The sequence below is a fragment of the Caballeronia terrestris genome (assembly GCF_001544515.1).
Taxonomy (GTDB): domain Bacteria; phylum Pseudomonadota; class Gammaproteobacteria; order Burkholderiales; family Burkholderiaceae; genus Caballeronia; species Caballeronia terrestris.
In genome coordinates, this window is record NZ_FCOL02000328.1 from 1 (window position 1) to 1,884 (window position 1,884).

General features: G+C 56.9%; 3 protein-coding genes. All 3 read right to left on the reverse strand.

The features are described 5' to 3' along the window. A partial coding sequence (locus AWB67_RS37100; RefSeq protein WP_087660775.1) for a cytochrome b/b6 domain-containing protein occupies positions 1 to 486 on the reverse strand: 486 nt, incomplete at its 3' end. Then, positions 458 to 940 (reverse strand): diheme cytochrome c, encoded by a 483-nt coding sequence (locus AWB67_RS37105; RefSeq protein ID WP_087660773.1) that lies wholly within the window; start codon positions 938 to 940, stop codon positions 458 to 460. The genes AWB67_RS37105 and AWB67_RS37100, both read right to left, overlap by 29 nt. Before the next feature lie 45 nt (positions 941 to 985). After that, positions 986 to 1,405 (reverse strand): DUF1924 domain-containing protein, encoded by a 420-nt coding sequence (locus AWB67_RS37110; RefSeq protein ID WP_087660774.1) that lies wholly within the window; start codon positions 1,403 to 1,405, stop codon positions 986 to 988. Positions 1,406 to 1,884 lie beyond the last annotated feature (479 nt).

Consider the following 1,884-nt stretch of genomic DNA (forward strand, 5'->3'; position numbering starts at 1 on the left):
GTGCACGGCAATAAACGAGAGCATGACGTAAGCCAAAACCTCGTGGAGTTCCTCCATCCAGTTACCGCCGACATCGTTATAGCCGGCCCATCCGCTTACGATCAAAAAACTGGCGGCAGCGATCATCGCAATTATCGCGACGGCGCCCGCGGGGTTGTGGCCAACGTGACGCTGAGGATGGCCACGCAAGAGGTCAGCAAGATACCGCCAAACACGCCTTGCACCTCGCACGAAGCTGGAGAAGCGGGCGTACTTCGTTCCTATGATTCCCCAGGCGAGCCGAAAAACAAGCAGGCCACCCGCCGTGTAGCCCAGGGTGATATGCACTAACCTCCACGATTCGCTCTCGGCAGTCAGCCATGCACCCGCAAAACAGGCGGCGAACAGCCAATGGAAGAGCCGTACAGGAGCATCCCAAACAAGAATGCGACCGGACCGGCTCTCACTTTGATTTCCGCTATTGCGGGATACGGACGAAGTGTTCATCGAAGTTTCCTTGATCGGCGCGGGTGTGGCATGCCGCGCAGTTGGACGGGCTCTTTATCGTTGCACGCTTCCATACCGACGATGGGACTTCTGCGTGCTCCCGGCGAAACCACGTCGAGCGCGTGATTCGGTCCTCGGGCACCGCTTGTCCACCTGACTCGGTCGTGGAATGATTTGTGAGCCAGTTAGAGATCTGCTTCACCGATTCGGCGTCCAACGATGCATCAGCACCAAAATGCTGAGACAGGTTGCGCATGATTCGTTGCCATGATGCGGCTGGCAGCATGCCCGGCGGATAGGCAATATGACAGGCCGCGCATTCTTTTACGTACAGCGGCATCAGGTTGCTGGCGCTTGTCTTGTTCGACTCAGCAAGGGCAAGGCGCGAAGCCGATGCCGTCAGCGCGATCAAGAGGCAAACTTTGGTCGCGCGGGCGACTAGGTGGAGCGGCATGAGAAGTACCTTGTCGGGGAGGAGACGTCACTACTTAGAAATTCCCTACGGCTTGAGAGTTAAGAGCCAAGCCAACACGTCCGCCTTTTCTGCAGCGCTACATTCGCGTCCGACGACATCGCCGCAGTTGCGATGGAACCACTTCTCCGTCTTTGCGGTGTCCGTGAAACGCTCCGGGTTGAATCCCGGAGCTAAGGGCGCAATCGCCTTTCCTGTGACAACGTGGCGACCCATCTGCGTAGGCACCGCCCCATGGCAGGACGCACAACTCCACTGACGTCCATGTGGAAGATCAAAAAAATCCCGGCCGCGAGATGGTGCCGGCTCCGCACCTCCCGATTGGATTCGGTATCCGTCCAGAACCTCACCGGGACTTGCAGCGTTGGCTGAATACACAGCAGCGACGGTCAGTATCAGTAGGAATAGGCGGCGCAGTGTCAAGGACGGGACGAATGATCTGCTCACGAGAATCTCCGGTAGCTACCATTCATCTTGGGCAGCGTTTCTTACCGCATTCTTAACAGATCCTCGCTTGTGTGCTGGACAGCGTGCCAAAGCGACGTGAGGAGGTAGCACGCGCAGTAAAAAGTAAATCATAGCGTCCGCTCTGGGCGGCGCCTTGTCATCCTGTCATCCACGATCTCTCGTTCGCGTCCCGGTTCGTTCCTTTGCTCCTTGTCTAGCCCGTTAGCACATGGTGACGAGTACGGTATATACCAAAACAAACCCAATCAATATAACGAGCGCGATCGCTACCGTCCCGGCTACGACCGGTAACCTGACAGAGAACTGAGTCTTTTTCATAGCGTCGGCGCAAATCACGCAGGTGTCACCGGGCTACGGTGGTTCGCGCAGATCCGATGTAACTAGAGATGTGTTCGTCGACGAGCAGGGAAAGTGTCCAGCCAGTCAGCAGTCGCTGTCTTGACCCAGGTCATATGTCT